Raw genomic sequence first — 20,691 nt, forward strand, 5'->3', positions numbered from 1 at the left:
GATCAATGCATCTCGGTGAACGCGATTTTCACACCGAGGGCGATCAGCACAGCGCCCATGGTGCGGTCGAACCAGTGACCCATGCGGGCGAAACCGGCGCGTACGCGTTGCTGGCTGAACAGCATGGCCACCAGGCAGAACCAGAAAGCGGTCGCGACGGCGAGGTAAACGCCGTAGCCGGCCTGCATCGCCAGGGGCGTGTGCGGGTTGATCACCACGGTGAACAACGACAGGAAGAACAGTGTGGCTTTCGGATTAAGGCCGTTGGTCACGAAGCCCGAAGTGAACGCACCACGGGCGGTGCGCTCGCCCGCTTCCTTGTGCAGATCATCGCTGACGGCTTTTGCCGGTTGCGCACGCAAGGCCTTGAAGCCGATGTACAGCAGGTACGCCGCAGCCGCCCATTTCAGCGCGTTGAACAGCACAATCGACTGCGACACGATCAAACCGATGCCCAGCAGCGAATAGCCCACATGCAGGAAAATCGCCGTGCCCACACCCAGCGCCGTCCAGGTACCGGCGCGTCTTCCGTGGGTGACGCTCTCGCGCACCACCACGGCAAAGTCCGGGCCGGGGCTGGCGACGGCCAGCAGGTGGATCAGTGCAACGGTCAAGAACTCGGTCCAGTACATGGGGGCTCCTCTGGAGTTGATCATTCAAATCGGACTCAAGGCGCAGGTGCTCGCTCCCACAGGATTTTGGAGCACCGCCGACACCGAGTAACCAATTGTTTCATCTGGTAGGCTCGGCAGATTACGCCTTCCGTTCACAGCACAAAAGGTACAGTTGATGACGAACCCGCGCCGCGCCGTATTCCTTGATCATCCTTCACTGGATCTTGGCGATCTCGACCTCAGCCCGTTGCGCGCCTGCTTCAGCGACTTGCAATTGTTCGCCCAGACCTTGCCTGAACAGGTTGCCGAACGCCTGCAAGGTGCCACCGTGGCGATCAGCAACAAGATCCTGATCGACGCCGCCGCCATGACCGCCAACCCTGACCTGAAACTGATCCTGATCACCGCCACTGGCACCAACAACGTCGATCTGGTGGCCGCTCGCGCCCACGGCATCACGGTGTGCAACTGCCAGGGTTACGGCACGCCATCGGTGGCGCAACACACCATCATGCTGTTGCTCAACCTCGCCACCCGCCTGGCCGATTATCAAAAAGCCGTCGGTGAAGGTCGCTGGCAGCAGGCGAAACAGTTCTGCCTGCTCGACTACCCGATTGTCGAACTGCAAGGCAAAACCCTCGGCTTGCTCGGTCATGGCGAACTCGGCGGCGCCGTCGCGCAACTGGCCGAAGCGTTCGGCATGCGCGTATTGCTCGGACAGATTCCAGGGCGCCCTGCCCGGGCGGATCGTTTGCCGCTGGATGAATTGCTCCCGCAGATCGACGCCCTGACGTTGCACTGCCCGCTCAACGAACACACTCGCCACTTCATCGGCGCTCGCGAACTGGCCTCGATGAAACCCGGCGCGTTCGTGATTAACACCGCCCGCGGCGGACTGATCGATGAGCAGGCGCTGGCCGATGCCTTGCGCGCCGGTCATCTAGGCGGCGCCGCCACTGACGTACTGAGTGTCGAGCCGCCCACTCAGGGCAATCCGCTACTGGCCGCCGACATTCCGCGCCTGATCGTCACGCCGCACAACGCCTGGGGCAGCCGTGAGGCGCGGCAGCGCATCGTCGGTCAATTGACCGAAAACGCCGAAGCGTTCTTCAGCGGTAAGGCGCTGCGGGTCGTCAGTTGATAAACTGCGGCACTTTTTTTTGAGGAGCAGATATGGATCCGCGCAGTGAAGTACTGCTTCGTCAGCCCGAGTTATTCCAGGGTTCGCTGTTGTTGGCCGGTTTGCCTGCCGACGATCTGCTCGGTCGCCTGCCCAACGCGTTTGGCTGGTGCTGGCATGCCGGTGATCAAAACGCCCTGGAGGCGCGCTTCGAAGGCCGCAGCCATTTCGGCGTGAACATCCCCGAGCGCGAGTTCGACAGCGCCGTGGTGTTCCTGCCCAAGTCCAAGGACTTGACCGACTACATCCTCAACGCCGTGGCCGCGCGCCTGGCCGGGCGCGAAGTATTTCTGGTCGGGGAGAAACGCAGCGGCATCGAAGGCGCTTCCAAGCAACTCAACCCGTTCGGCAAGCCGCGCAAGCTCGACAGCGCGCGGCACTGCCAGCTCTGGCAAGTCACGGTAGCCAATGCCCCTGAAGTGAAGTCGCTGGAAAGCCTGGCACAAACCTATGAATTGCCGCTGGCCGAAGGTCCGCTAAAAGTCATCAGCCTGCCGGGCGTGTTCAGCCATGGTCGACTGGATCGCGGCAGCGCGCTGTTGCTGGAGCATCTGGACAAACTGCCGAGCGGCCACCTGCTGGATTTCGGCTGTGGCGCTGGAGTGTTGGGGGCTGCGGTAAAACGTCGCTACCCGCACAATCAGGTCACGTTGCTCGACGTCGATGCTTTTGCCGCCGCCAGCAGCCTTCTGACGCTTGCAGCCAACGGGCTGGAGGCTGAAGTGCTGACCGGTGACGGTATCGATGCTGCACCGATGGGCCTGAGCGCGATTCTGAGCAATCCGCCGTTCCATGTCGGCGTCCATACCGATTATTTCGCCACCGAGAACTTGCTGCGAAAAGCGGCCAAACATCTGAAAAACGGTGGCGAACTTCGCTTGGTTGCCAATAGCTTCCTGAAGTATCAACCGCTGATTGAAGAGCACCTCGGGATCTGTGCGATCAAGGCTGAGGGTAACGGTTTCCGGATTTACCGGGCCAAGCGCGGCTGAAAATTTGTTCTTGCTCTATCGGATTTGCGAAGGCAGAATCCGCTCCGTCCTAGGGGAGTAGTCTCCCACGAGCAGCAAGCTCGTCCGGCATACGTCAACATACTTGATCCTCAGATCATGGCGTATGCGACCCAAGCGTCCGCATCAGACGGATTGCAGGGTTTGACAAGACCTATGACACGCACACCTTACCCGGGGCGGGAAGGCTGTACGTGTCATAGCCGTGTCGACCCGCCCCTTAGGAAAATCCTGATGCTGGACTCGTTACTCGTTCCCACCGCAATCGTTGCCTTGGCCGAAATCGGCGACAAGACGCAACTGCTCGCGCTGATTCTGGCCGCACGCTTTCGCAAACCCTGGCCGATCATTGCCGGCATCGTCGCTGCGACCCTGGCCAACCACGCAGCAGCCGGTGCGGTAGGTGCCTGGTTTGGCAGCTTCTTCTCCGACTCCGTGTTGCACTGGATTCTCGCCGCAAGCTTCGCAGCCACTGCACTGTGGACATTGGTCCCGGACAAAATGGATGACGATGAAGCCAGCACCGCGCGCAAGTTCGGGCCGTTCCTGACCACGCTTATCGCGTTCTTCCTTGCTGAAATGGGCGACAAAACCCAGGTTGCGACGGTGATGCTCGCAGCGCAGTATCCGGAGTTGTGGCTGGTGATCATCGGCACCACATTGGGCATGCTGATTGCCAACGTGCCGGTTGTACTGGCGGGTAATTTTGCAGCGGACAAACTGCCACTGACCTTGATCCGACGCCTGGCGGCCTCGGCATTCCTGATTCTGGCGCTGGTTGCGGTGTACAAGGCGATGCAGAGCAGTGGCTGGATTTAACGGCACAAGTCGATAGACCGCGTCATCGGTCTTCGCGAGCAGGCTCGCTCCCACAGGGATTTACGGCGCTCACAGATTGTGTGAGCACTACCGAACCTGTGGGAGCAAGCCTGCTCGCGAAGGGATCATCAGCCTCGCTGAAAGATGATCAGGACTTCGGAGCTTTTTCGTAAAGCGGCATCACCTTCGGAATCGCCGCCTGCAACGAAGCAATCCGGCTGGTCGACGCCGGGTGTGTGCTCATGAACTCTGGCGGCGAACCTTCCGACGCCTTGCTCATCTTGTTCCACAGGGTGATCGCGGCGTTCGGGTTGTAGCCGGCGCGAGCGGCCAGCTCCAGGCCGATCAGGTCGGCTTCGTTTTCGTTGGCGCGGCTGTTAGGCAGGGTCATGCCGTAATTGGCCACGGTATCGGCCAGCGCCAGGCTGTCCTGGCCAAGACCGAGCAGTGCGCCCGCGCCCTGTTTGGCCATTTCAATACCATAGGCCTTGGACATCGCTTCACGACCATGCTCGCGCAGAGCGTGGGCGATTTCATGGCCGATGATTGCGGCGATTTCATCGTCGGTGAGTTTCAGTTTGTCGATCAGCCCGGTGTAGAAAATGATCTTGCCGCCAGGGCCGCAGTTGGCGTTGAGCTCGTCGCTCTTGATCAGATTGACTTCCCACTTCCACTGCGCCGAATCCGGGCGGAAATTCGGTGCCTGTGCAATCAGACGGCTGGAAATGGCCTGAACCCGCTTGGCGTCGCTGCTGGTCTTGTCCAGCACACCCTTGGACGACGCCTCGCCCACGGTCTTCTGATAGGACTGGGCATACATCTGATCGACCTCTTGCGAGGACAGCATGCTGAACATGTATTGCTTGCGCTCAACACCCACGGCGCCGCCGCTGGTGGTGTTGACCGACTGACAACCGGCCAGCAACAGCGCTGCGCTCAGTGCACTTACAACCAATGTCTTGTTCATTCAAAAGCTCCCTGAAAACCTGTCGCGTATCGTAGGTGGGTAATTGTATTGGCGCCAGATACAACGGACGTATTGCAGCGACTTTCAGATCTATCCCGCAGAGCACAAGCCCCTCACCCCGCCCTCTCCCTGAGGGCTGGGGGTGAGAGGTTTTTGCATTAACCCGGCGTCAGACACTCCGGCCCATTGAGTTTCGGATCATTGACCATGTTCGCCAACACCCGCTCGCGCAACGCGGCCGGTTCACTGGCGAGCAAGGCTTGCAAGGCATGCAGCGGCGTCGCGGGATCAAGCCACGCAGCCTGCCCCGCCTCATCCAGAATCAACGGCCGGCGCTGACTGGCCGCTGATTGAGTGATCACCGCCGTGCTCAACCACACCTGCTCCTGCACCGGGTACGCTTCCCAGATCGCCGCAAAAAACAGCGAAGCCCCCTCGCCCGGCGTCAGCCAGTACGGGCGCTTGCGCTGGGTGCCGCGCCATTCATAAAAGCCGTTGGCCGGCAGCAGACAGCGACGCAAACGCAGCGCCTCGCGAAACATCGGTTGCTCGGCCACGGTTTCGGCGCGGGCATGCGCCGGCGTGCGCGACAAGTCCGTCAACCACGGCGGCGTCAGCCCCCAGCGGGCGCGGGCCAGCGTGCGCTCGCCGTCTTCACCGGCACGCAGCATCAACACCGAATCGTTGGGGGAAATGTTCCACTGCGCCAGTTGATCGGCAGGAAAACCTGGCAGAGCCGCGAAGTCGCGGTTCCAGCGAAACAGGGCATAACGTCCACACATGGGGCAACACGACTCAAAAAATAAAACGAACGCCAGCCTAACAGACCAGCGTACCGGGGAAGCTCTCCGGTTCGTCGCCGGGCAACGGCAGCGCGGCATTGTACGCGGTGATCAGTTCGAGGGCGTATTGGGCCTGATCGTTATCGACCGACAGCCCCAGCAACCCGAAAATCGGCAACTCGCCCGCGCCGCCGAGCAAATCCCGGCCCACCAGATGCGCCTCGATACCTTCGCTGGCGAGCATGCCCTTGAGCATTTCGCCTTCCAACAGGTTTTCCGGTTCGTAGATCCGCTGCATGGGCGCCCCTCACTCGTTTTCGCTGAACACTTCCAGATGCCATTCCTCACCGTGAACCTGCAATACAAACGTGATCGGGCGACAACACACCTGACAGTCCTCGATATAAGTCTGATCGCCGCCGGACAAGTCCACTGACGTCTCGACCTGCTCCCCACAATAAGGACATTCATACAGTGCAGCTTCCAGCATCGCGGTCTCCCAAGTGACTTGTGCGTATAATCGCCGGTCTATTTGCAGGGCTATTTTTGTCTGGCTATTTTTTCAGACCGTGCCCCGTTGGTTTTCGATCAAAACCTTTACTTACCCTAGCCGTTTCCAACAAGAGAGCATGATGGGCGAATTCGATGCCATCCGACCTTACGACGACAGCGAAGTACCCGTGGTACTGGCAAGACTGCTCGGCGACAAGGCGTTTCTAGATATCCTCACCCACTTCCGCTTCCCGCGTTTTGCCGGTCCTTTCGGCTGGATGCTCAAACCACTTATAGCCCATCGGCTGCGTCGTGAGTTTGCCGACGTGACATCGGTGGCAACTTTGCAGGACAAAATCGAGGCGTACGTCGACCACACCATCGAGCGCGCCACCGACGGCGTGACCTACACCGGGGTCGAGCAATTCAAGTCCGGCAGCGCGTATCTGTTCATCGCCAACCACCGTGACATCGTCATGGACCCGGCCTTCGTCAACTACGCCGTGTACCACGCCGGCCTGCCGACGCCGCGTATCGCGATTGGTGACAACCTGTTGCAGAAGCCGTTTGTCAGCGACCTGATGCGCCTGAACAAGAGTTTCATCGTGCATCGCTCGATCACCGGCCGTCGCGAAAAAATGGCCGCGTATCAGTTGCTGTCGGCGTACATCAACCACTCGATCCGCAATGACTGCGCCTCGATCTGGATTGCACAGGCCGAAGGCCGGGCGAAGGATGGCGACGACCGCACCGAGTCGGCGATCCTCAAGATGTTCCACATGAGCCGCAAGGACGAGCCGTTCGGCGAAGTGATTCAGTCGCTGAACGTCACCCCCGTGTCGATCAGCTACGAATACGATCCGTGCGACCAGGCCAAGGCGCGCGAGCTGTACATCCGCGCCACCACCGGCACCTACAGCAAAGTGTCGGGCGAAGATGACGTGAGCATTGCCAAGGGCATTACCGGCTATAAGGGCCGGGTGCACGTGAACTTTGCCGCGCCCATTACCGAGCTGTTTGAAGACACCAAGCAATTGGCAGTCGAAATGGACAAGCAGATTCTCGGCGGCTACCGGTTGTTCCCGGTGCATTACCTGGCGTATGCGCAGTGGGCCGATGCTGATCCGCAACTGAATGTGCCGAAAGCTGCCGAGGTGTTCCCGGCGGATGAGCTGGCCAAGGCGCAGGAAGAATGGCAGTCACGGCTGGACGCTTGCCCTGAAGAGCATCGTCCGTATCTGGTGCTGCAATATGCAACGCCGGTGCGTAACCAGTATCGGGTCAAGGCTGGGTTGCCGTTGTAAGCGGCTTCGATCCGACGCAAAAAAGGCGCCCCTCGGGCGCCGTTTTTTTGCCTGACACCACGTAACGGTGGCGAGGGGTTTTGCATTCAATTCAGAATTGGGTGCTGATCCAGGAAATGACCAGCGCCAAGCCCAGGCAGGCGAAACCGAAGCGATAGAAAAAGCGGTTCATGCGCAACGTCGACCAATCGAGGATCGGTTCAGCGTTCGGCTGAGCCTGGCGCTGCGCGGCGATGCTGGCCGATGCGCGTTGTTCGCGGCGGCGGGTCGCGTGCAGCAGCCAACTGCCGGGGAACGCCAACAGCAGCGCCAGCAGATTGATCAATTTGGCGGGATGGTTGGTAAACAGCGTCATCAAATGCAGCGACATCACAGACCTCAAACTTAATCAGTGTGGCAGACGCCAGACAGACGACCGCGCCAGGATTCTACCGAAACCTGTCCGCGACGCCTCTCCTTTACGACAAATAACCCGGCAATCGACCGATGGCTGTCCTGTGTCACGGCTTCGTCATGTGGATGCACCACCATGCGCGCCTCGAAACACACATGGAACGCGTCATGCTTCACGCTGAAAACCAGGATCGTCTGTACCTCATCACCCCCTACGACGAGCAGCAAAGTCTCGTTGGCAGCCTCGCCTTCAATGTTCAGGATCGTCATTGGCTGGTGTATTGCGCGCTGGGCGGGCATCAGCACGCGGATTTGCCCGAGACGGATTTGCTTACGGGGGTTAGCGTTCTCGATTTTTATTCGCAGGCTGCCTGAACGATACGCCCCCTGTAGGAGCTGCCGCAGACTGCGATCTTTTGATTTTGATTGTTTGAAAACAAGATCAAAAGATCGCAGCCCTCGGCAGCTCCTACAGGGATGGAGGTTATGCAGGTAGAGATGTAGGCATGAAAAAGCCCGGGACCATCACTGGTCCCGGGCTTTTTCACATCAGGCGACCCGCTTATTCAGCCAGAACCTGACCCACGGTCGGATCCTTGAACAAACGCGTCAGCGCATCGCTCAACACATCGCTGACCAGTTTGGTATTGGTTTCCTGGTTCGGCGCCATGCCGAAGCGCTGGTCCAGCGAAGCACCGTAACGGCCGCTGTAGCGACGGTTGGCGTTCTGCACGTCAGAGCGGAAGGTCGCGCCGATGGTCGCCTCAGTCACGTACATGCCTTCTTTGGGCGACTGATACTTCAGTTCGGCCAGGGTCACAGTCAGTTGCGGAGCGTTGGGCGCGTTGTTGGTCGGGGTGAACCCGAGCAAACGCACGGCGGCTTCAGCCTGAGCCTGCAACTTCGGCAGGATCTGCTCGCGCTGTACAGTAATGGCACTGGTCTCAGGATACAGACCGCCACGGGTGCCCAGAGTTGGCGACGGACGACCGTCAACCACACGCACGACGACTGGCTGGCCACGGCCGACCGCAGGCAATTGCGTGGTCAGCTTCGGTTCCGGACTCAGTTGTTGCGGGCTGTGGGCGCAGCCGGCCAGAGTCAAACCGGCCACAGTGATCAAACCGAACAACAGGCGTTGCAACATGCTTTTCTCTCCAGAATCAGGCACAAACAGGCCGGCAGTATAGCGGTGGGCCACTGCGGGTAACCAGCACCGCACAATGAATACTGAAATGTCTGACAAACCCCGTCGAAAGCGGTTCCTGTCACAGATTCTTCACCCGCCATACATGTACACGTCACGGCTGGTCGGCATCCTTCAAATCAGTCCTCCAACAAGGTACTCGGCCATGCGTTATCTGATCTCGTTGTTCGCGCCACGCCCGCTGCATCGCAGCTTTGCCCTGCTCGACCGCAACGGTCACTGTCAGGCCTTCAAGCAGTGCAGCCTGCAGCCGATGGGCGATGGCTGGGTGGAAATAGAAGAAATCCGCCTTACCTGGTTGAACCAGCCGCTGCCCGCCAGCGCCCGGGTCGTACCGCGTCAAATGCGCGCACGGGCGCAGGTGCAGTTGAGCATCTGACCGGATGCCTAATAAAAGTCATTAAACTCGACCAACTCCGCGCATTTCTTCGATACAATCTCCCCCCGATTATAAGGACGTCTCCTGATCGGGCCCCGCAACACCGTCAATGCGCTTGCATTGGCATCCAAAATCGCCCACAGAGAGTCGCCCACACAGATCGAGTGAAGTTGGCGCGCTTGCCTGTTCTTCCGGCAAAACCCCCGCTTTTCGCGAATCTGCAGAGCTGTCATGACGCTCGGCCACCGCGTTGTTTTGCCTTTGCGGGCAGGGTGCCAGGCTTGGACAGCCCTTTTTTGAGGTTCACGTCTTCAAAAGAGCGTGAAAAAAACGGGTTTTCACAACTTCACAAGAGTGTGGCGAGCAAATGAATAGTTTTGCGTCTGAACATGCACCATTAGCGTCTGAAACAGCCCAACGACACAGGACCGGGTATACCTCGAATACCGGAGCCTGAAGCCTGTCCGCTACGGATTTGGTTGCACAAAAACGGATGTCTCGACCATAAGTCGAATTGCCAGCCGGGCGCTGAAATGAGTTCATGGAGCTCTGGAAGCCACGCCGCACGCATCCGTCAAAGTTGCGAAAAATTGCGAAGATTCGGACATGGCGAACCTGACCACGGATAGCCGGGACATAATTGACCTGTCCCTGAATGCCTGGCAGCCATGCCGACAATTTGGTGCTGCAGATTTTGGAGACGCGTTAAATGGCGCATAACGAAGCAGTCGATGTAGTACTGGTTGGGGCCGGCATCATGAGTGCCACCCTTGCAGTGCTGCTCAAAGAGCTCGATCCGGCGATCAAACTGGAAGTTGTCGAGCTGATGGACTCCGGTGCTGCGGAGAGTTCCAACCCGTGGAACAACGCCGGTACCGGCCACGCTGGCCTGTGCGAGCTGAATTACACGCCGCAAGCGGCCGACGGCAGCGTCGATATCAAGAAAGCCGTGCACATCAATACCCAGTTCGAAGTGTCCAAGCAGTTCTGGTCGTACCTGACCAAAAAAGGCACCTTCGGCTCGTGCAAATCCTTCATCAGCCCGGTTCCGCACCTGAGTTTCGTGCAGGGCGACAGTGGCGTGTCCTTCCTCAAGTCACGCTTCGATGTGCTGAGCAAGCACCACGCCTTCGCCGACATGGAGTACACCGAGGACAAGGCCAAGATGGCCGAGTGGATGCCGCTGATGATGCCGGGCCGCTCGCCGGACGAAGTGCTCGCCGCGACCCGCGTGATGAACGGCACCGACGTCAACTTCGGCGCCCTGACCAATCAGTTGCTCAAGCACCTGACCAGCGCTCCCGACGCCCAGGTCAAATACTGCAAGCGCGTCACCGGCCTCAAGCGTAACGGCAGCGGCTGGACCGTCAGCATCAAGGACGTCAACAGCGGCAGCAGCCGTGAAGTCGATGCCAAATTCGTCTTCCTCGGCGCCGGTGGCGCGGCCCTGCCATTGCTGCAGGCTTCGGGCATCGAAGAAAGCAAAGGTTTCGGCGGCTTCCCGATCAGCGGCCAGTGGCTGCGTTGCGACAACCCGCAAGTGGTCAAACAGCACCAGGCCAAGGTTTACAGCCAGGCTGCCGTAGGTTCGCCACCGATGTCGGTGCCGCACCTGGACACCCGCGTGGTCGATGGCAAGAAATCCCTGCTGTTCGGGCCATACGCCGGTTTCACCACCAAGTTCCTCAAACACGGTTCGTTCATGGACCTGCCGCTGTCGGTTCGCGCCGGCAATATCGGGCCGATGCTGGCGGTGGCAAAAAACAACATGGACCTGACCAAGTACCTGGTCAGCGAAGTGATGCAGTCGATGGAGCAGCGTCTGGATTCCCTGCGCCGTTTCTACCCGGAGGCGAAAGCCGAAGACTGGCGCCTGGAAGTGGCCGGCCAACGGGTACAGATCATCAAGAAAGACCCGAAAAAGGGCGGCATCCTGCAATTCGGTACCGAACTGGTCGCGGCCAAGGATGGTTCCCTTGCGGCCCTGCTCGGCGCATCGCCAGGTGCATCGGTGACCGTTTCGATCATGCTGGAACTGATCGAGAAGTGCTTCCCGGGCAAAGCGTCCGGCGAGTGGGCTGGCAAACTGGCGGAAATCTTCCCGGCCCGTGAAAAGGTTCTGGAAACCGATGCTGCGCTGTATCGCAAGATCAACACGCAGAACAACATCGCCCTGGAACTGGTTGAAGAAAGCAGCGAGACGCCAAGCTACGCTTGATCGTGCCGCATAAAAAACGCCCCGCAGCTCAGTGAGTGCGGGGCGTTTTTTTATGCCTGCCAAAAAGCAAAAGATCGCAGCCTTCGGCAGTTCCTACAGGGTGAACACTAATCCTCTGTAGGAGCTGATCTTGTCTGTAGACCTTAACCGCGAGCCTTGTCGATCAGTTCGATGTATTCCGGCGCGTTGCGTTGATCGCGGATCTGATCAACAAACGTCTGGCCCTGCTCGTCCTTGCCATCGACGTCGTACCCAGCCGCCACAAAGAACGTCAGAAACCGTTCGAAATCGTCGATTCGCAGACCACGGTAAGCCTTGATCAGTTTGTGCAACGACGGCGAAGTGGCGTCGACCGGTTCAAAATCGAGGAACAGCTTGATCTGCTCATCGCCGATCTCGTCACCAATCACTTGTTTCTTATCTTTACGCATTGCCGACTCCAGCTCGCAGACATGACACGGGGCGGGCAGTTTACCCCTGCCCTGCCGCTCGGCTCAACGCGCACGCACGCTGCCGGTGTGCAAATCGGCCCAGATATGGCCGTTGGCGTAACTGAGGAATTGCACATAGACGGTGTCGTTGCGCAGCAGATCGATCACCACACGGTATTGAGCCAGCGGATAAAACAGTGTCAGTGTTTTGCTTTTGTCGTCATAGAGCGGTTTTTTCAGGCTTTTGCTTTCGCCATCGAAGCTGACCAGCACCTGAGTGACTGTCGCGCCTTTGTTCAGGGACTTGCCCTTGAGGCGGATCATCAGTGGCGAAGTGACCGGAATCGGCTGTTGATTGGACTGACGTTGCGCGCCGACCACCACCGAATAGTCCGTGACCTGCATCAGTTGCTGATGTTCGGGCTCGGCATCGCGCAGGGTCAGATCGTCCGGCGGCAGGAACTGGCTGTGCATCGGCGCGGCGGACAAAGGCAGGCTGAGGGTGAGCAACAGGGCGGCAAGGCTGCGAATCAAGAGGTGCATGGCAGGCTCCGGAGGCGGGGCCGAGCACTCTAGCATGGGATTAAAAGCAAAAGATCGCAGCGTTCCGCAGCTCCTACAAGGTGTACATCAATCCCTTGCAGGGGCTGCGGAACGCTGCGATCTTTTGATCTTGCTTACATGCCTTTAACGGCAAAGATCCCGTTGGCGTTACGCCAGTAGCCTTTGTAGTCCATGCCGTAACCGAAGATGTAACGGTCGATGCACGGCAGGCCGACGAAGTCTGCTTTCAGGTCAGGACGTGCCTTGCGGTCGTGATCCTTGTCGATCAGCACGGCGGTGTGCACTTTGCGCGCGCCGGCGTGTTTGCAGTAATCGATGATCGCGCCAAGGGTGTGACCTTCATCGAGGATGTCGTCGATGATCAGCACGTCACGGTCAAGGAACGAGACTTCTGGCTTGGCCTTCCAGAACAGATCGCCGCCGCTGGTTTCGTTGCGATAACGGGTCGCGTGCAGGTAGGACGCTTCCAGCGGGAAATGCAGATGAGTCAGCAGCTTGCCGGAAAAAATCAGCCCGCCGTTCATCACGCAGAACACCACCGGGTTGCTCTCGGCCAGTGTTTCGTTGATTTGTGCACCGACGCGGGCAATGGCGGCCTCGACTTCAGACTCGGTGTACAGGCAGTCAGCCTCTCGCATGATTTGACGGATATGCTCGAGATCAGCGGACATGGCGCTCTCCGGGGGGTGGTTGAAGGGGGGTATAGTCGCGAAAAGCGGGCAAAGGTACGCATCTCGCACGGCTGAATCAAGCCTTTATGGACTAACGTACTCTATGTCCTATAGGACATCACCCTCGGATAGATTAATCTAGGCCGGTTTTTTTGCCCGCCGCCGGAGCCTTTCCCCATGTCCATCCAAGAGATCCGCCATCCGCTGATCCGTCACAAACTTGGCCTTATGCGCCGCGCAGACATCAGCACCAAGAATTTCCGCGAGCTCGCTCAGGAAGTCGGTGCGCTGCTGACCTACGAAGCTACTAAAGACCTGCCGCTGGAAACCTACGATATCGAAGGTTGGTGCGGCACCGTGTCGGTCGAGAAAATCGCCGGCAAGAAGATCACTGTCGTGCCAATCCTGCGTGCCGGCATCGGCATGCTCGAAGGCGTGCTCAGCCTGATCCCGGGTGCCAAGGTCAGCGCTGTGGGTGTTGCCCGCAACGAAGAAACCCTGCAAGCCCACACCTATCTGGAAAAACTGGTTCCGGAAATCGACGAACGTCTGGCGATGATCATCGACCCGATGCTCGCCACCGGCAGCTCGATGGTTGCAACCATCGACCTGCTGAAAAAGGCTGGCTGCAAGGAAATCCGCGCGATGGTGCTGGTTGCAGCGCCGGAAGGCATTGCCGCTGTAGAAAAGGCTCACCCGGACGTGACCATCTACACCGCCTCGATTGACGAACGTTTGAACGAACACGGTTACATCATCCCAGGGCTTGGCGATGCCGGTGACAAGATCTTCGGCACAAAGCAGAAGGACGCGTGACCATGCAACAAGAGTTCAACGATCCGCTCTGGCGCACGGTGCTGTCCGGCGCCCAGATGCTGTTCGTGGCTTTCGGCGCTTTGGTGCTGATGCCGCTGATCACGGGCCTTGACCCGAACGTGGCACTGTTTACCGCAGGTCTTGGGACGATTCTGTTCCAGATCGTCACTGGCCGTCAGGTGCCGGTGTTCCTGGCGTCCAGCTTTGCATTCATCACCCCGATCATTCTCGCCAAGGGCCAGTTCGGCCTGGCCGCGACCATGGGCGGCGTGATGGCGGCCGGTTTCGTCTACACCTTTCTTGGCCTGGCCGTGAAGATCAAAGGCACCGGTTTCATCGACCGTCTGCTGCCGCCAGTGGTCATCGGCCCGGTGATCATCTCCATCGGCCTGGCCATGGCGCCGATTGCCGCGAACATGGCGATGGGCAAGGCTGGCGACGGTTCCGAACTGATCCATTACCAGACTGCAATGATGATCTCGATGCCAGCGCTGCTGACCACGTTGATCGTGGCAGTGTTCGGCAAAGGCATTTTCCGTCTGGTGCCGATCATTTCCGGCGTACTGGTCGGATTCGCCATGGCGTTCTATTTCGGTGTGGTCGATACCGCGAAAATTGCCGCAGCACCGTGGTTCGCGATCCCGCATTTCACCGCACCGGAGTTCAACTGGCAGGCGATTCTGTTCATCGTTCCAGTGGCATTGGCCCCGGCGATTGAACACATCGGCGGCGTGATTGCAGTCGGTAGCGTGACCGGTCGTGACTATCTGAAGAAGCCGGGCCTGCATCGCACTCTGCTCGGTGACGGCATTGCCACCACCGCAGCCGGGATGTTCGGCGGCCCGCCTAACACCACCTACGCCGAAGTGACTGGCGCAGTGATGCTGACCAAGAACTACAACCCGAAAATCATGACCTGGGCGGCGATCTTCGCCATCAGCCTGGCGTTTGTCGGCAAGTTCGGTGCGCTGCTGCAAAGCATCCCGGTACCGGTGATGGGCGGGATTCTGTGCTTGTTGTTCGGTTCGATCGCGGCAGTGGGCATGAACACCCTGATCCGCCACAAGATCGATCTGGGCGAAGCACGCAATCTGGTGATTGTCTCGGTCACGTTGGTGTTCGGGATTGGCGGTGTGCTGGTTGGCACTGGCACCGGTCCGGACGACTTCGGCCTCAAAGGCATCGCGCTGTGCGCGGTGGTGGCGATTGCGCTGAACCTGCTGCTGCCGGGCAATGATGGCTGGAAGAACAAGAAGCCGGATGAGCCGCTGCTCTAAGGCTTCAAGATGTTTATTGCCTGACAGATAGCTTTCGCGAGCAGGCTCGCTCCCACAGGGGTTCTTCAGCGCACTGAAGATCAAATGTGGGAGCGAGCCTGCTCGCGAAGCTTTTGGCTTTAAAGGGCCAACGGCGCTCTTTCGCAAAGAGTGGCCAACGCCTTCGCCCATTGCGGGTCGTCATTCAGGCACGGCACCAGCACCAACTCCTCGCCCCCCGCTTCGCGGAACTGCTCCTTGCCGCGATCACCGATCTCTTCCAGCGTCTCGATGCAATCGGCCACAAACGCCGGGCACATCACCAGAAGCTTCTTCACACCGCTTTTCGCCAACTCATCCAGCCGCGCTTCGGTGTACGGCTCGATCCATTTGGCACGACCCAATCGCGACTGAAACGACACCGACCATTTGCCGTCCGCCAGCCCCATGCGCTCGGCGAACAGCGCCGCTGTGCGCAGGCATTGCGCGCGATAGCAGGTAGCCAAAACCGCTGGGGATGCGTTCTTGCAGCAGTCTTCGTTCTTGAAACAATGCTGCCCGGTCGGATCAAGCTTGGTCAGATGCCGCTCCGGCAAACCATGGAAGCTCAGCAGCAGGTGGTCATAGTCCTGCTGCAAATGCGGCCTGGCGCTGGCGACCAGCGCGTCGAGGTATTCCGGCTGATCGTAGAACGGTTGCAGGATCGACAGCTTCACATCGAGGTTCTTGGCACGGATTACACGCCGGGCCTCTTCGATTACCGTGGTCGTCGTACTGTCGGCGAACTGTGGATAAAGCGGCGCCAGCGTGATGCGCTTGTGCCCTGCCGCGACCAGCCTTGTCAGGCACGTTTCAACTGAAGGCTCGCCGTAACGCATCGCCAGGTCGACCGGGCCATGCTTCCACTGCGCCTTCATCTGCTCTTGCAAGCGACGGCTGAGCACCACCAGCGGCGAACCCTCCTCCCACCAGATCGAGGCGTAGGCGTGGGCGGATTGCTCGGGGCGCTTGATCAGGATTAGCGACACCAGCAAACGCCGCACCGGCCACGGCAGGTCGATCACGTATGGATCCATCAGAAATTGATTGAGGTAGCGGCGTACATCGGCCACCGAGGTGGAGGCCGGGGAACCCAGGTTGACCAGAAGCAAGGCGTGATCGGTCATGCAACGTCCTATTTCAGAGGCGGCTGGAGAGATCATCCAGAGCCGCGCGTAAATCCGTGAACTGGAAACTGAATCCCGCTTCCAGCAAGCGTGCCGGCGTGGCCCGTTGGCCACCCAGCAACAGCAATGACAACTCGCCAAGACCGACCTTCAGTGCCAGGGCCGGCATTGGCATGAACGCCGGACGATGTAAAACACTGCCCAGCGTCTTGGCAAATTCGCGATTGCGCACAGGTTTTGGCGCGCACGCATTATAAGGACCACTGGCCTCATCACGATGCAGAAGAAAATCAATCAGGGCGATTTGGTCGTCGATATGAATCCACGGCATCCACTGCCGGCCATTGCCCAGAGGCCCGCCCAATCCAAGTTTGAACGGCAGCAACAGCCGCGACAAAAAGCCGCCCTCGGCCGACAGCACCAGACCGGTTCGCACCAGCACCACGCGCATGCCCAACGCCTCTGCGCGCTGGGCAGTCTCCTCCCAGGCAACGCACAACTGACTGGCGAAATCGTCGATTACTGGCGGTGAGTCTTCGGTTAACTCGCGCTCACCACCGTCGCCGTACCAGCCGATGGCCGAACCCGAAATCAGCAGCGCCGGTTTCTGCGCGCGTTTTTCCAGCCACGCCAACAAGGTTTCCGTCAGCGTGATGCGGCTGCTCCACAGCAACGCTTTACGTCGATGGGTCCACAGTCGGTCGGCAATCGGCGCGCCAGCAAGATTGATGATTGCGTCGACGGGTTCTTCGCCAAGCTCTTCCAGCGTTGCAATGCCGCGCACCTGCGCCCCGCAGATTTTCGCGACCTCTTCCGGGCGTCGACTCCAAACCGTCAGGTGATGCCCCTGCCCCGACCAGTGCCGACAGAGTTGACGCCCGATCAAACCAGTACCGCCGGTCAGCAATATGTGCATGACATCTTCCTCGCGTGGCGTTTTACCCGGATCACTAGTCTATTTTTAAAAGCAGGGATCTTTTCTATCGGGCAGGTTCTATTGTTTAACCATAGGCCAAGCTGCCAGAACGAGAACGCTAGAAGTTATACCAAAAAACAAAATTGTACAGGTTTCAACGACGGCGTAGTCTGTACAGAAAGGTAAACGAGGCCCCTATGACTGTACCTATCGCAATCATCGGCACCGGCATCGCCGGACTCTCGGCGGCTCAGGCTCTTACGGAGACTGGGCACACCGTCCAATTGTTCGATAAAAGTCGCGGCAGCGGCGGACGTATGTCGAGCAAACGCAGCGACGCCGGTTCGCTGGATCTGGGCGCGCAATATTTCACCGCCCGCGATCGGCGTTTTGTCACCGAGGTACAGCGCTGGCAAAGTCAGGGCTGGGTCGCCGAGTGGACACCGCAGCTCTACACCTTCCAGGGCGGGCAACTGAATCTGTCGCCGGACGAGCAGACCCGCTGGGTCGGTGCGCCACGAATGAGCGCCATCACCCGCGGCTTGCTCGAGGGTCTGGAGGTGCAATTTGCCTGTCGGATTACCGAGGTCTATCGCGGCGAAGAGCATTGGCATCTGCAAGACGCCGAAGGCTTTACCCACGGCCCATTCAGTCATGTCGTGATCGCCACGCCGGCACCGCAAGCTACCGCGCTGCTGGCCGCCGCGCCGAAACTCGCCGGTGCCGCCGCCGGGGTAAAAATGGACCCGACCTGGGCCGTCGCCCTCGCCTTCGATACGCCGCTGGATACTCCTATCGAGGGTTGCTTCGTGCAGGACAGCCCCCTCGACTGGCTGGCGCGCAATCGCAGTAAACCGGGGCGCGACAACACCCTCGACACGTGGGTACTGCACGCCACCAGCGCCTGGAGCCGACAGCACATCGACCTGCCCAAGGAAGCGGTGATCGAGCAACTGCACGGCGCGTTCGCCGAATTGCTGCACAGCGCGATGCCCGCGCCGACCTTCAGTCTTGCCCATCGCTGGCTCTACGCACGCCCGGCGACGGGCCACGAATGGGGCACGCTGGCGGATGCTGATCTGGGCCTGTATGCCTGCGGCGACTGGTGCCTGTCCGGACGCGTCGAAGGTGCCTGGCTCAGCGGCCAGGAAGCTGCACGCCGCTTGCATGAGCACTTGCAATGAATCGCATCAACCCACGCAAATTGCTGCTGTCGAAATGGACAGCAGCCCACCCGCAAAACCGTGAAAAACATTTCCTGGTGACTGAGCTGATTTGCGATGAAGAGGGCACGGTGCTCGAAGTCGAGTTGCAGGCGGTGCTGACCAAGCGCGTCGAACGATTCGATTGGCATGCTTTACAAAACAACGCCCAATGGAAAATCGGCTGGCTCATGTAAGAGCTGCCGAAGGCTGCGATCTTTTGATCTTTGCTTCTCAAAACTCCCAAATCAAAGACAGGATCAAGAGATCGCAGCCTGCGGCAGCGCCTACAGAAAAACTTATACAAATGATTTGACTTGTACAGCTATGAATCTATGCTTAGGAAATGTTGTACAGAGATCAATCTCTGTACAGGTATAGATTCGAGAGGTATCCATGTCAGACCTTTCCATGTCCCGGCCGAAGATCGCCATCAGTGCCTGCCTGATGGGCGCCGAGGTTCGCTTTAACGGCGGTCACAAGGAATCACGCCTGTGCAGCCGCACCCTCGCTGAACATTTCGAATTCGTCCCGCTGTGCCCGGAAGTCGCCATCGGCATGGGCATCCCCCGTGAACCGATCCGCCTGGTTGGCGATCCGCAAAGCCCGCAAGCCGTCGGCACTGTCAATCCCTCGATCAACGTTACCGCGCCTCTGGCCGAGTACGGCGAGAAAATGGCCGGCGAGCTCAATGACATCTGCGGCTACATCTTCATGCAGCAATCACCTTCCTGCGGTCTGGAACGGGTCAAGGTCTATCACGATAACGGCGCGCCGGTGAATGGCGGTGGCCGGGGCATCTACGCGCAGGCCTTCTGTGCGCGGCACCCGGACTTGCCGGTGGAAGAAGCCGGACGCCTGAATGATCCGGTGCTGCGTGAAAACTTCATCACCCGGGTTCTCGCCTACAGCGCCTGGCAGCAAGTGCTTGCCCAAGGCCTGAGCCGCCGTGTGCTCACCGAATTCCACTCACGCTACAAATACCAGCTGATGGCGCACAACCCGCTCCAATACAAGGCGCTAGGCAAGTTGCTGGGCAACATGGCGCAGAGCGACCCTGCCGAACTTGGCCCGCGTTACTTCAGCGAACTGATGGCAGCGCTAAAAAAATGTGCGACCCGCGGCACCCATAGCAATGTTCTGCAGCACATCACCGGCTACTTGAAACAGGCAATCAGCGCCGAAGACAAGCAGGAGATGGTGCATGTGATCGGCCAATATCGGTTGGGCATCGTTCCGCTCGTGGTACCGCTGACCCTGCTCAAGCATCACTTTCGCCAACACCCCGATCCGTACATTGCGCAACAGGTTTACCTGCAACCGCACCCGGAAAATCTCAGCCTGCGAAACTTGATTTGATGAACGTGAGCCCCGACACCAGCGCCCAGGAAGACCTCGGCGCCGATTTCAAGAAAGCCCTCGACGATGGCTGGTTGCCGATCCGCGAAGTGGCGCGGCAAACCGGCGTCAATGCGATCACGCTGCGGGCGTGGGAACGGCGCTATGGTCTGATCGTCCCGCAACGCACGCCCAAGGGGCATCGGCTGTATTCGGCCGAGCACGTGCAGCGCATCCTGACGATCCTCACCTGGCTCAACCGTGGCGTCGCGGTCAGCCAGGTCAAGCCGCTTCTCGACACTGCGCAAGACCTCGGCGAGTCGGTGGAAAACGATTGGCAACGCTTGCGCCAGACCCTGCTCATGGCCGTTACGCAACTCAATGAACGGACCATCGACGACAGTATCAATCAAGTCATGGCGCTGTATCCCCCGCGCACGCTGTGTGAGCAGTTGCTGGTGCCGCTGCTGGCTGAACTTGAACAGCGCTGGCAGGGCCAGTTCGGCGCGCAGATGGAACGGGTATTTTTTTATTCGTGGTTACGCAGCAAATTTGGCGCGCGCATCTACCATAACAATCGTCAATTGCACACCGCGCCACTGCTGCTGATCAATCATTCCGACCTGTCACTGGAACCTCATCTGTGGCTGTGCGCGTGGCTGGTCAGCAGCGCTGATTGCCCGGTGCAGGTGTTTGACTGGCCACTGCCCTCCGGAGAGCTGGCACTGGCGGTCGAACACCTGCAAGCCCGCGGCGTACTGCTGTATTCCAGCAAAGCCATGCAGCTTGCGCAGTTGCCAAAACTTTTGGCTGGCGTCACTTGCCCGAAAATAATCGTCGGACCAACGGTTTGCATCCACCAGGCCGAGTTGTCCGCAAAAACCTTGGAAACTGCTGATTTGTACCTGGCTGAAGATCCACTTTCAGCACATCAGGCTCTCGTTCAGCGTGGGCTGATTTAATGGA

General features: G+C 59.1%; 25 protein-coding genes and 1 riboswitch. Of the genes, 13 read left to right on the forward strand and 12 right to left on the reverse strand.

Annotated features, from left to right (window positions below; genetic code table 11):
* Positions 1-2: 2 nt before the first annotated feature.
* A complete protein-coding gene (locus AB4P97_RS18515) occupies positions 3-632 on the reverse strand; it encodes a LysE family translocator (RefSeq protein ID WP_042561016.1) in 630 nt (209 codons plus the stop codon).
* Positions 633-789: 157 nt separating this feature from the next.
* Between AB4P97_RS18515 and AB4P97_RS18520 the strand changes: the two genes are divergently transcribed.
* The 3 genes from AB4P97_RS18520 (at position 790) to AB4P97_RS18530 (ending at position 3,623) form a co-directional block, all read left to right on the forward strand.
* Positions 790-1,755, forward strand: a complete 966-nt coding sequence (locus AB4P97_RS18520) for a 2-hydroxyacid dehydrogenase (protein ID WP_042561017.1) — start codon at positions 790-792, stop codon at positions 1,753-1,755.
* Positions 1,756-1,787: 32 nt separating this feature from the next.
* Positions 1,788-2,786: a methyltransferase gene (locus AB4P97_RS18525; RefSeq protein ID WP_395601447.1), complete on the forward strand. Its 999-nt coding sequence runs from the start codon at positions 1,788-1,790 to the stop codon at positions 2,784-2,786.
* Between the two features lie 40 nt (positions 2,787-2,826).
* Positions 2,827-2,949: riboswitch (yybP-ykoY riboswitch) on the forward strand.
* A gap of 89 nt (positions 2,950-3,038) precedes the next feature.
* The gene (locus AB4P97_RS18530) at positions 3,039-3,623 is read left to right on the forward strand and encodes a TMEM165/GDT1 family protein (RefSeq protein ID WP_115148164.1); all 585 of its coding nucleotides are present in this window, start codon (positions 3,039-3,041) and stop codon (positions 3,621-3,623) included.
* 148 nt (positions 3,624-3,771) lie between these two features.
* Here the strand turns inward: AB4P97_RS18530 and AB4P97_RS18535 are convergent, their stop codons facing one another.
* From AB4P97_RS18535 to AB4P97_RS18550, 4 genes are all read right to left on the reverse strand, one after another.
* A complete protein-coding gene (locus tag AB4P97_RS18535) occupies positions 3,772-4,590 on the reverse strand; it encodes a M48 family metallopeptidase (RefSeq protein ID WP_273877905.1) in 819 nt (272 codons plus the stop codon).
* A gap of 158 nt (positions 4,591-4,748) precedes the next feature.
* Positions 4,749-5,372, reverse strand: a complete 624-nt coding sequence (locus AB4P97_RS18540) for an SOS response-associated peptidase (protein WP_042561021.1) — start codon at positions 5,370-5,372, stop codon at positions 4,749-4,751.
* A gap of 37 nt (positions 5,373-5,409) precedes the next feature.
* The gene (locus tag AB4P97_RS18545) at positions 5,410-5,670 is read right to left on the reverse strand and encodes a putative signal transducing protein (RefSeq protein ID WP_047303124.1); all 261 of its coding nucleotides are present in this window, start codon (positions 5,668-5,670) and stop codon (positions 5,410-5,412) included.
* Positions 5,671-5,679: 9 nt separating this feature from the next.
* Positions 5,680-5,862, reverse strand: coding sequence for a CPXCG motif-containing cysteine-rich protein (locus AB4P97_RS18550; protein WP_042561023.1), 183 nt, complete (start codon positions 5,860-5,862; stop codon positions 5,680-5,682).
* 142 nt (positions 5,863-6,004) lie between these two features.
* On the opposite strand from AB4P97_RS18550, the gene AB4P97_RS18555 reads away from it, so the two are divergent.
* Positions 6,005-7,168 carry a 1-acyl-sn-glycerol-3-phosphate acyltransferase gene (locus tag AB4P97_RS18555; protein WP_200892968.1) on the forward strand — a complete coding sequence of 388 codons (1,164 nt, stop codon included), beginning with the start codon at positions 6,005-6,007 and terminating at the stop codon, positions 7,166-7,168.
* 91 nt (positions 7,169-7,259) lie between these two features.
* Here the strand turns inward: AB4P97_RS18555 and AB4P97_RS18560 are convergent, their stop codons facing one another.
* Positions 7,260-7,538 (reverse strand): hypothetical protein, encoded by a 279-nt coding sequence (locus tag AB4P97_RS18560; protein ID WP_042561025.1) that lies wholly within the window; start codon positions 7,536-7,538, stop codon positions 7,260-7,262.
* A 191-nt stretch (positions 7,539-7,729) separates the two neighbouring features.
* On the opposite strand from AB4P97_RS18560, the gene AB4P97_RS18565 reads away from it, so the two are divergent.
* Positions 7,730-7,936, forward strand: coding sequence for a hypothetical protein (locus AB4P97_RS18565; RefSeq protein WP_008083982.1), 207 nt, complete (start codon positions 7,730-7,732; stop codon positions 7,934-7,936).
* Between the two features lie 187 nt (positions 7,937-8,123).
* On the opposite strand, the gene AB4P97_RS18570 is transcribed toward AB4P97_RS18565, so the two are convergent.
* The gene (locus AB4P97_RS18570; RefSeq protein WP_007912832.1) at positions 8,124-8,708 is read right to left on the reverse strand and encodes a YajG family lipoprotein; all 585 of its coding nucleotides are present in this window, start codon (positions 8,706-8,708) and stop codon (positions 8,124-8,126) included.
* Between the two features lie 205 nt (positions 8,709-8,913).
* On the opposite strand from AB4P97_RS18570, the gene AB4P97_RS18575 reads away from it, so the two are divergent.
* Positions 8,914-9,147 (forward strand): hypothetical protein, encoded by a 234-nt coding sequence (locus tag AB4P97_RS18575; RefSeq protein ID WP_042561026.1) that lies wholly within the window; start codon positions 8,914-8,916, stop codon positions 9,145-9,147.
* A 709-nt stretch (positions 9,148-9,856) separates the two neighbouring features.
* Positions 9,857-11,365: a malate dehydrogenase (quinone) gene (gene mqo / locus AB4P97_RS18580; protein ID WP_042561027.1), complete on the forward strand. Its 1,509-nt coding sequence runs from the start codon at positions 9,857-9,859 to the stop codon at positions 11,363-11,365.
* A gap of 143 nt (positions 11,366-11,508) precedes the next feature.
* Here the strand turns inward: mqo and AB4P97_RS18585 are convergent, their stop codons facing one another.
* From AB4P97_RS18585 to AB4P97_RS18595, 3 genes are all read right to left on the reverse strand, one after another.
* Entirely contained in the window at positions 11,509-11,796 is a 288-nt protein-coding gene (locus tag AB4P97_RS18585; RefSeq protein ID WP_042561028.1) for a PA4642 family protein, read from the reverse strand.
* A gap of 63 nt (positions 11,797-11,859) precedes the next feature.
* Entirely contained in the window at positions 11,860-12,339 is a 480-nt protein-coding gene (locus tag AB4P97_RS18590; protein WP_395601448.1) for a hypothetical protein, read from the reverse strand.
* A 134-nt stretch (positions 12,340-12,473) separates the two neighbouring features.
* Positions 12,474-13,031 (reverse strand): hypoxanthine-guanine phosphoribosyltransferase, encoded by a 558-nt coding sequence (locus AB4P97_RS18595; protein ID WP_042561030.1) that lies wholly within the window; start codon positions 13,029-13,031, stop codon positions 12,474-12,476.
* 177 nt (positions 13,032-13,208) lie between these two features.
* Between AB4P97_RS18595 and upp the strand changes: the two genes are divergently transcribed.
* Positions 13,209-13,847: a uracil phosphoribosyltransferase gene (upp, locus tag AB4P97_RS18600; RefSeq protein ID WP_042561031.1), complete on the forward strand. Its 639-nt coding sequence runs from the start codon at positions 13,209-13,211 to the stop codon at positions 13,845-13,847.
* A 2-nt stretch (positions 13,848-13,849) separates the two neighbouring features.
* Positions 13,850-15,124, forward strand: coding sequence for a uracil-xanthine permease family protein (locus tag AB4P97_RS18605; protein WP_150592640.1), 1,275 nt, complete (start codon positions 13,850-13,852; stop codon positions 15,122-15,124).
* A 119-nt stretch (positions 15,125-15,243) separates the two neighbouring features.
* On the opposite strand, the gene hemH is transcribed toward AB4P97_RS18605, so the two are convergent.
* A complete protein-coding gene (hemH, locus tag AB4P97_RS18610; protein WP_042561033.1) occupies positions 15,244-16,269 on the reverse strand; it encodes a ferrochelatase in 1,026 nt (341 codons plus the stop codon).
* 13 nt (positions 16,270-16,282) lie between these two features.
* Positions 16,283-17,185, reverse strand: a complete 903-nt coding sequence (locus AB4P97_RS18615) for a TIGR01777 family oxidoreductase (RefSeq protein ID WP_395601449.1) — start codon at positions 17,183-17,185, stop codon at positions 16,283-16,285.
* A 197-nt stretch (positions 17,186-17,382) separates the two neighbouring features.
* Here AB4P97_RS18615 and AB4P97_RS18620 point away from each other — a divergent pair, with 197 nt between their 5' ends.
* The 4 genes from AB4P97_RS18620 (at position 17,383) to AB4P97_RS18635 (ending at position 20,687) form a co-directional block, all read left to right on the forward strand.
* Positions 17,383-18,369, forward strand: coding sequence for an NAD(P)/FAD-dependent oxidoreductase (locus AB4P97_RS18620; protein WP_047303137.1), 987 nt, complete (start codon positions 17,383-17,385; stop codon positions 18,367-18,369).
* The gene (locus tag AB4P97_RS18625) at positions 18,366-18,584 is read left to right on the forward strand and encodes a TIGR02450 family Trp-rich protein (RefSeq protein ID WP_042561036.1); all 219 of its coding nucleotides are present in this window, start codon (positions 18,366-18,368) and stop codon (positions 18,582-18,584) included. Before AB4P97_RS18620 ends, AB4P97_RS18625 begins: the two co-directional genes overlap by 4 nt.
* A 199-nt stretch (positions 18,585-18,783) precedes the next feature.
* Positions 18,784-19,746, forward strand: a complete 963-nt coding sequence (locus tag AB4P97_RS18630; RefSeq protein ID WP_042561037.1) for a DUF523 and DUF1722 domain-containing protein — start codon at positions 18,784-18,786, stop codon at positions 19,744-19,746.
* A complete protein-coding gene (locus AB4P97_RS18635; protein ID WP_042561038.1) occupies positions 19,746-20,687 on the forward strand; it encodes a MerR family transcriptional regulator in 942 nt (313 codons plus the stop codon). The genes AB4P97_RS18630 and AB4P97_RS18635 overlap by 1 nt, the downstream gene beginning before the upstream one ends.
* Positions 20,688-20,691 lie beyond the last annotated feature (4 nt).

The sequence above is a fragment of the Pseudomonas sp. A1230 genome (assembly GCF_044218825.1).
Taxonomy (GTDB): domain Bacteria; phylum Pseudomonadota; class Gammaproteobacteria; order Pseudomonadales; family Pseudomonadaceae; genus Aquipseudomonas; species Aquipseudomonas iridis.